The sequence below is a fragment of the Bartonella japonica genome (genome assembly GCF_040545385.1).
Classification (GTDB): Bacteria; Pseudomonadota; Alphaproteobacteria; order Rhizobiales; family Rhizobiaceae; genus Bartonella; species Bartonella japonica.
Genome location: NZ_JBEPLT010000026.1, coordinates 1 through 7,728, shown reverse-complemented (window position 1 = coordinate 7,728; position 7,728 = coordinate 1). Strand labels below are relative to the sequence as shown.

The following is a 7,728-nucleotide window of genomic DNA, read 5'->3' as shown; positions in this document are numbered from 1 at the left end:
AAGTTTCAAGCTCGGGAAAACTCATTCCTGTTTCAAGTCCTGATGGGGGTTATAGAACACTCACTGCAGAAGAAAAAGCAGAGTATGGGCTTCCGGAAGAAGTTCCTTTCCAAGTTTCAAGCTCGGGGAAGGTTATTCCTGTTTCAAGTCCTGATGGGGGTTATAGAACACTCACTGCAGAAGAAAAAGCAGAGTATGGGCTTCCGGAGGACGTTCCTTTCCAAGTTTCAAGCTCGGGGAAGGTTATTCCTATACAGGGGACACAGGGGGCTGGACCTGCTGCTGAAGCTGGTTACACGCTTGTGAAGGATAAAAGTACACAGAGTGGTTTACGCGCCATACCCATTACAGGAAGTGCTGCAGAACGTAAATTAATAAAAGAAAAGAACGAAGCATTATTACGCTATGCCGAGGGGATCGCCCGTGGAGAGCGGCTTGTTAACACATCAAAAGATTTAATGGAAATACTTGATGAAAATCCAAGGATCGTTGGCACGCTTGGTCATCTTCTCTCAGGGGTACCAGGATCAGAAGGAGCTGATTTTGCAGCTATATTGGAAACTCTGAAGAGTAACATTGCCATTGATACATTGCAAAAAATGAAATCCTTAGCACCCAATGGGGCATCAGGCTTTGGAAACTTATCAAATGTTGAATTTAAAGCGCTGCAGAATGCGGTTGCAGCATTGGGGACGAATCTTACATCGAAGCAAATGAAAAAATCTCTTCAAACGATTATTGATACTTATAGTAAAGCGAATAGAGCAACGAAGGTTCTTCTTTTTGGGAATGGAGAACTAACAGTTGAACTTATTCAAGAAGCCTATGGGATCACGCCTGATAAGCAAAATGATGAGAAGAGTGAAGGATCCGATGATCAATTCAACAAATATTTCGAAGCATTGCCGGAAGGTATGCTGTTTGTTGATAGTGATGGTCTCATTAAGGAGAAACAAACCAATGGCTGAGTTACCACCTCTTATTCATCGTAAAAATACAAGAGTCATTGGGCATATCAATGACTATACACCCGAACAACTTCAAGAGTTTTTTTTAAAGAATAAAGAAAGGCTTAATGGATCTATCGCAGGGAATAAAAAGGCTACGGCACAACAGGAGAGACCGCAATCAAGTGCTATGGATGCTTTTAAATGGGGAGCAGTGCATGGAGCGGCTTGGAGCTATGATGAGGAAATAGCAGGGGTGTTGGCAGCAGGACCTAATGTTACAGGAGTTGCAAAATATTGGATGGGAGATAAAGAAGCTGTCAAAAAATATAATGAAGTTGCGAAGAAATGGCGCGACTATAAAAAAGCAGCCAATAGAGATCATCCTTATCTCTATTTGGCTGGTAATGTGGTTGGTGAGTTGGCATCTTCTATTCCTATGGTAGTTTCTGCTCCTGTAGCAGGAGCAGCTGCTCTTGCACGTGCTGCTGTGATAGGGGGACGTGCTGTACCTGCTGCAATGCGTGCTGTACCTACTCTTTTAAGAGGACGATCAGCAGTTACAGGAGCTAAAATAACAGGTGACGCCGCAATGAAAGCAGCTGCAAATATTACAAGGCGTGCAGCAGAAAAAGCAGCAGCTTCGGGAGCAAAAATAACAAGTAAAGCTCTTGCAGCAGGGGAAAGAGCTACTCAATTAGCCTTGGCGAAAGGTGCAACACATAGAGCAGCTAAGGCTGCTGGTAAAGCTGCAGTGGAAGCAGCAGCAAGAAAAGAGGCAGCAAAATTTTACCTACTACGTGCGGCAAAAGTTAATGCTATCCATGGAGCTGTAGTAGGAAGTGGTGAGGGTGAAGGTTTTTGGAATACTTTAGGCACAACAGCCACTGGAGCATTCTTAGGAGCAGCGACCCCCGTTGTCGCTAGTGGAATCTCAAAAGTTATACCTTCTTCTGTTAAACAAATGCCTTCTGCTGCTATACAAGGTTTAGGTAAATTGGTTGGGGTGACGAAACCCGCAACCCATGGAATAAGCACTAAAGCTCTGAGGGAAGTAAGTCATTCTTTAGGGGATGATGTTATGGATAACCTTGGAAAGACATTAAAGCAGCGTGGTCCTGATTCAATGATTATTGATCTTCATGAGGGGCTTTCTGCGCGAGTTTTTGATGCAGCCAAAAAAGATTATGATACCTATGCAATCGTAAAAAACCGTTTAGGAGCTCGGCAAGATGAAACGGCTCGACGGGTTAACGACGGAATAACAAAAGTGCTTGGTCCGAAAGTTAATACAAATGATTTAAAGCAAGAGATTATTAACAAAGCACAAGAAAAGGCTGGTCCTCTGTATGAGAGAGCAAAGGCAATGCCAATTGCTAAGACGGCTCAAGAGAAATTATCGCTCTTGCAAAAAAGACCTGCATTTCAAAAATCCTCCGACAAAGCAATGGAAAGAGTGCTTAATGATGTAGATCCAAAGATTTTAGCAAGCAAGAGCAGTTCACAGTTGGATATGCGGCTTTTACACAAGGCGAAAGAAGTGCTGGATGATAAGATTAACTCTGCTGCTATAAAAGGAGAACGAGGATATTCTAGAGAGTTGATGAATGTTAAGCAAGAACTTCTTGATGTTTTGGAAACATCTTCTCCAGAGTATGCCAAAGCGCGGAACCTTTATCGAAGCGAACTCGAAATTGGTGATGCATTGGATCATGGGAAAAAAGCACTGGAGAAGACAGTTGATTTAGATATGATTAAAAGTCAGCTTGCAGGGATGGGGGCATTGGAACGAGATGCCTTTAGAAAAGGTGTTCGTGAACAGATAGAACATGCATCAAAAAATGCCAATAATCCAGAGAATAGTTTGTTAAGTTTATTTAATCCGCAAAATACTCAAGAGAAACTACAGCATATTTATAGTAAGGATCAAGCGGATCAGCTGATGAAAATGTTGAGGCCAGAGGCGGAGCGATCAAAGCTTTTTTCACAACTGCCAAAACATGTAGGGGAAGTAGGAGAAAAAGCAGCGCAACGCGATAAGAATATAAAGAATCTCTCTATATATAAGGCGCCCTTAAAGCTTTTTACAGAACCATGGGCAAGAATAATGCAAATGGTCCATAAAGATGCAGAAAGAGATATTGCAGCTCTCATAACAGCGCGTGAGAGGGGAGATATTGGGTTATCAAGGAAAAAAGCAGTTGAACTTCTTCAGAAGTTTCATGAAGCAGAAAAGCAACGCTTAATAAGAAAAGATGAGCACGCAAAATTGATCAATCTTGTTGGTTTTCTTTTGAATGGCGCTGCTGTTAGAGGGATTGCAAACGAGTGATTGATTTTCCTCTTCATGTTAAGCATGCCATATCTCAGGCAGCACGAAATTATGGTTTACCGGAAAGCTTTTTAAAACGCGTGGCTATGATCGAAAGTCAGGGTAATCCGAATGCACAAAATAAGAACAGTAGTGCAGGAGGGGTGTATCAATTTTTAGATTCAACAGCCAAACAGTATCAATTAAAAAATAAATTTGATCCCTTTCAGTCGGCTGATGCTATGGCGCGATTGACGAAGGATAATGCGCGTTATTTGCAAACAGCTTTGGGCAGAGAACCCTCAGAAGAAGAGCTTTATTTAGCTCATCAACAAGGAGCGGCAGGAGCAGCCAAGCTTATCAAAAACCCGACATTACCAGCCCATCAGCTTTTAGGTCAACAGGCAGTGGCATTGAATGGTGGACAGATCAAAAACACGGCGAGTGATTTTATGAATCATGTTTATCAGCTTTATGACAAAACGGCTTCTGTTCCAAATATGATGACGCAATCACAGCAAGAAAATTGGCAGGGAGCACAACAAGAAAAAGCTTCATTGCAAGGGATTGAGAGGTTTCAAAAAGCGATAGAGGGCGATCAGGTTATGACAAATAACACCTCTTCTTTTAAAGATGGTTTAATGAAATTCGCTGACTTAATGAAACAGAGCGCAGAGATACACAATAAGGAAGAACAGAGGGCACAGCAGCAAGAGATGCACAAACCAAGCATGGCAGGGGGAGCGCAGTTTGGTGCACGTCCTTCTATAGATTTAACAGGGTTAATTGATCCTTCAAGGCGGAAGCCCGCGACCTTCTTTGGACAACAAAGAGAAGAACAATTGCGAGGAGAGTTGTTGAGGAGAATAGGAGCTTATCATGTCTGATATTTATGATTGGTCGCTTACAGCTGATGCCAATGCACACTCAGATGATCTTATTAATTGGGCAGAGGGACAACCACCAAGTTCTGTTAACAATAGTGCACGAGCGATGATGCAACGTGTGCGGGAATATCTTGCCGATAATGGTGGTTCTCTGCGTTCTGTCTTTCATGTGAATGATAAAGAAAAGACAACTTCTATTAAGTTGACAACAGTTTCACCGATAACGACGTATAAAAATGATCTTATTCTGCGTTTTAAGGCTTGTGGCGTCAATATTGGTCCGACAACAATCACGGTTAATAACATAGAAGAAGAGCCTGTTTACAAAGTAACAGATGCCGGTGTTCTTCCTTTAGAAGGTGGTGAATTACAAACGGGCGGTATTTATGAAATCGTCTATAGTGAGGATGCTTCAAAAAAAGATCTTGATGGGTGGTATTTAATCAATCCTACATTCAAAACATTTCCAAAAATAAGAAGCTTTCCTGCCGGCTTTATTGCAGCATTTGCTATGCAAGAACTTCCAAGTGGTTGGCTTTTATGTAATGGTGCTGTTTATAAGAGCAAAGATTATCCAGACTTATTCAAAGCTATAGGGGATAAGTGGGGGAAAAATGGTGATGAAACCTTTAGAGTCCCCGATTTTAGAGGAATGTTTTTGCGTGGCTTTGATGATGGTCGTGGCTTAGACAGCAAAAGAAAATTTGCGGATATACAGAAAGATAGCATCAAATCACATACACACGCTTGCACTGTTGAAAAAGCAGGCGGACATAAACACGGGTTTGATTATTATTCCCTTATGGGAGGGGCGGTTAATGTTGGGAAAAGAAATCCAGCTTATAATACTGGCTACAGAACAAGTACGACCAATTTTGCTGGTGAACATACCCATAAGGTCAGCCTTTCTGCAACAGGTGAGGCAGAAACCCGCCCTGTAAATGCAACGGTTGTTTATGCGATAAAATCATAAAGTTTTCGAATGCTGAATAATCCATCTGCTATTGATGATATTACTGACGCGGAGCAAATCCGCGTTCTTTTTTATGCAAGTCATAGAATGGTTCATGCTCCATTAAATAAGATCATCGATATGATCAAAAATGAGATTCAGCATGATTTTTTAAATGCTTTGATGGAGCAGCAAAAAGCGACAGATGAACGCTTAGAAGCCCTGCAAAAAATGATCGATGAAGTGCGCTTGCAGGGTTCCTCTTCCACACAACCTAAAAAATAAATTTATTAAGGAATTGAATGTCATGCCTCTTCCCCATCATACGCATACACTTGAGATTAAACCAGCAACAAAAGAAGAAGTCAAAGAAGGTCTTTCAGACACTAAGGTTCTTGCTCCTGTTTCAGTAGGGAGTGCCGCAGCCTATCCTGTAGACTATTTTGCGACAGCTGCTCAAGGGAAAAAGGCGGACGATGCTGTTGCCAAGAGAGATATTGGGGATCTTGCTTATAAAGCGAAAGCCACAGTTTATGATATCGAAGCCAGTGGGCATCCGAGCGAAGATACGCTCTTATCCGGAGCTGGTTGGGTAAAGCCCTCTTCTTTAGAAATCGGTGATATGAAATCAGCAACTTATGACCCAGACAATATAAGGTTAAGTGCGTTTTCTATGGAAAATATGAGTGAGGGTCCTAACAAAAAGATTTTGACTGAAGAAGAAAGATTAAAGCTGCAATGGCTTAGTTCTTTTGGTCCTACGATAGAAAAGTGGCATATGGGCGATGAGGGCGTCAATTATCCTATTTCTCCTGTTGATCTGAAAAATACCATTCATTACTTTTCGTTATCGAAGTCCGTTGCAATGTCAAAGTCGGTCTATGATCCACAAAAAATCGAAAAAGATACTTTTGATATGGACAATATGCGAGAGGGAGAGAAGCATTTTATATTAACGGCTGAAGAGCGCATACAGATAGCAGAGATTACAGCGCTTAAAGACGGCATAAAAGAAGTAAAAAAGACAGCCGAGTGTGGAGTGAGTACAGCCGATGAAGCAAAAGAAATTGCGAATAGTGCATTAAGTGAAGCCAAGGGTGCAGAAACTAAAGCCGTAGATGCACAAGCTGTTGCTGCTACTGCACAAAAGACAGCAGAGAGTGCACAAGCTTCTATCAATAGTGTGCAGAAGACGGCTGATAAAGCGCAAAAGACAGCTGAAAAGGTGCAAGAAAAAGTTGATCTCATCCAAGCTTTTGAACAGCAAGACTGGATTAATGGCACAAAAACAGAGGATGGTCTTATATCACCAGTCAACTTACTGGCTTCAATTAAAGCAAATAGCAGCGACAGCAATGGAAGCTGTCATTGTAAACCTGTTGAAATCCTCATGACAGAAAGTGGAAACATTCCTTGGCCGGAAGGTATCACTGGTGAGACAGAACTTGAGATATGGGCTTGGGGAGGAGGTAATGCTGGCGATGATAAGGATGGCATTGGTGGCATTGGTGGTTGTTGTGCATATGTAAGAGCAAGAAAAAAATCTCTTGGAAGCAACTTAGTGCGTATCGGAAAAGGTGGAAAAGCTACTGGTAATAAATACGGTGGTCATACAGAAGTTGGTCTATTTATTAAAGCTTTAAACGGAAAAGATAGCCTCATTAAAGGTGGCATTGACGGTGATAATGGATCTATCGGTAATACACCTGATGTTGGCGATGGTGTCGAAGGCGGCGCTGGTAGCTATGGTGCCTTGGGTGGCAAAGGCGGTGATGGTGGCAAAGGCGGTGACGGTAAAAAAGGCAGTGATGAAGTAGGCTATAATTATCGTAATGGCGGTGGCGGTGATGGTGGCAAAGGTGGGGATAATTTTTTATCGAATGGTGGTAGAGGTGGCGCTGGCGGCAAAGGTGGCGGTGAAGGCAACGATGGATCTAGTGGACATGGTGGCAATGGTGGCAAAGGTGGGGATAGTATTTATGGCTGCGGCGGCGGTGGCGGCAATGGTGGCGCTGGTGGAGGTGGAGGTCATGGTGGCAGAGGCGGCAAAGGTGGAAACAGTGTTTATGGCGGCGGTGGCGCTGGCGGCATTGGTGGCAAAGGTGGAAATATGTGGAAAGGCCAGAGTGGCTATGGTGGCAATGGTGGCAAAGGTGGCGATGGTGGAAACAGTGTTTATGGGGGCGGTGGCGGTGGTGGCGCTGGCGGCGGTGGCGGTGAGGGTGTTGGTGGCTATGGTGGCAAAGGTGGAAATAGTATGTGGGGTGGCGATGGCGGCGCTGGTAGCTATGGTGGCAAAGGTGAAAACAGTGTTTATGGCGGCGGTGGCGGTGGTTATTTCTCAGGAAAAGATGCAACCACTTCATCCAGTGGCGATGGTGGTGATGGCGCCGTATTAATCAGGGTATATTTATAGAACGGAATTAAACAATGGCACGAAAGATCAATAAAAGCTGTCTAAACTATTTAAAGAAATGGGAAGGACTAAGGCTCCATGCTTATAAAGACGTATCCGGTATTTGGACAATTGGTTATGGGCATACAGAAAAAGCTGGCAACCCAGTGGTTGTTGATGGTATGGTTATTACGGAAAAAAAAGCAGAAGCTATGCTTTTGGCAGATTTACGTCAA

At 43.1% G+C, this 7,728-nt stretch carries 6 protein-coding genes and 1 pseudogene; all 7 read left to right on the top strand.

Annotated elements, in window-relative coordinates:
• Window positions 1-968, top strand: a pseudogene (locus ABID39_RS07325) (hypothetical protein); the annotation flags it as partial.
• Complete coding sequence (locus tag ABID39_RS07320; RefSeq protein ID WP_354187444.1) at window positions 961-3,279, top strand: hypothetical protein; 2,319 nt, start codon at window positions 961-963, stop codon at window positions 3,277-3,279. The pseudogene ABID39_RS07325 and the gene ABID39_RS07320, both read left to right, overlap by 8 nt.
• The gene (locus tag ABID39_RS07315) at window positions 3,276-4,145 is read left to right on the top strand and encodes a transglycosylase SLT domain-containing protein (RefSeq protein ID WP_354187442.1); all 870 of its coding nucleotides are present in this window, start codon (window positions 3,276-3,278) and stop codon (window positions 4,143-4,145) included. The genes ABID39_RS07320 and ABID39_RS07315 overlap by 4 nt, the downstream gene beginning before the upstream one ends.
• Window positions 4,138-5,118: a gene transfer agent tail collar protein BgtC gene (gene bgtC / locus ABID39_RS07310; protein ID WP_354187440.1), complete on the top strand. Its 981-nt coding sequence runs from the start codon at window positions 4,138-4,140 to the stop codon at window positions 5,116-5,118. The genes ABID39_RS07315 and bgtC overlap by 8 nt, the downstream gene beginning before the upstream one ends.
• A gap of 9 nt (window positions 5,119-5,127) precedes the next feature.
• Window positions 5,128-5,382, top strand: coding sequence for a hypothetical protein (locus ABID39_RS07305; RefSeq protein ID WP_354187438.1), 255 nt, complete (start codon window positions 5,128-5,130; stop codon window positions 5,380-5,382).
• Between the two features lie 22 nt (window positions 5,383-5,404).
• Window positions 5,405-7,513 (top strand): hypothetical protein, encoded by a 2,109-nt coding sequence (locus ABID39_RS07300; protein WP_354187436.1) that lies wholly within the window; start codon window positions 5,405-5,407, stop codon window positions 7,511-7,513.
• A gap of 14 nt (window positions 7,514-7,527) precedes the next feature.
• A partial coding sequence (locus ABID39_RS07295) for a glycoside hydrolase family protein (RefSeq protein ID WP_435521312.1) occupies window positions 7,528-7,728 on the top strand: 201 nt, incomplete at its 3' end.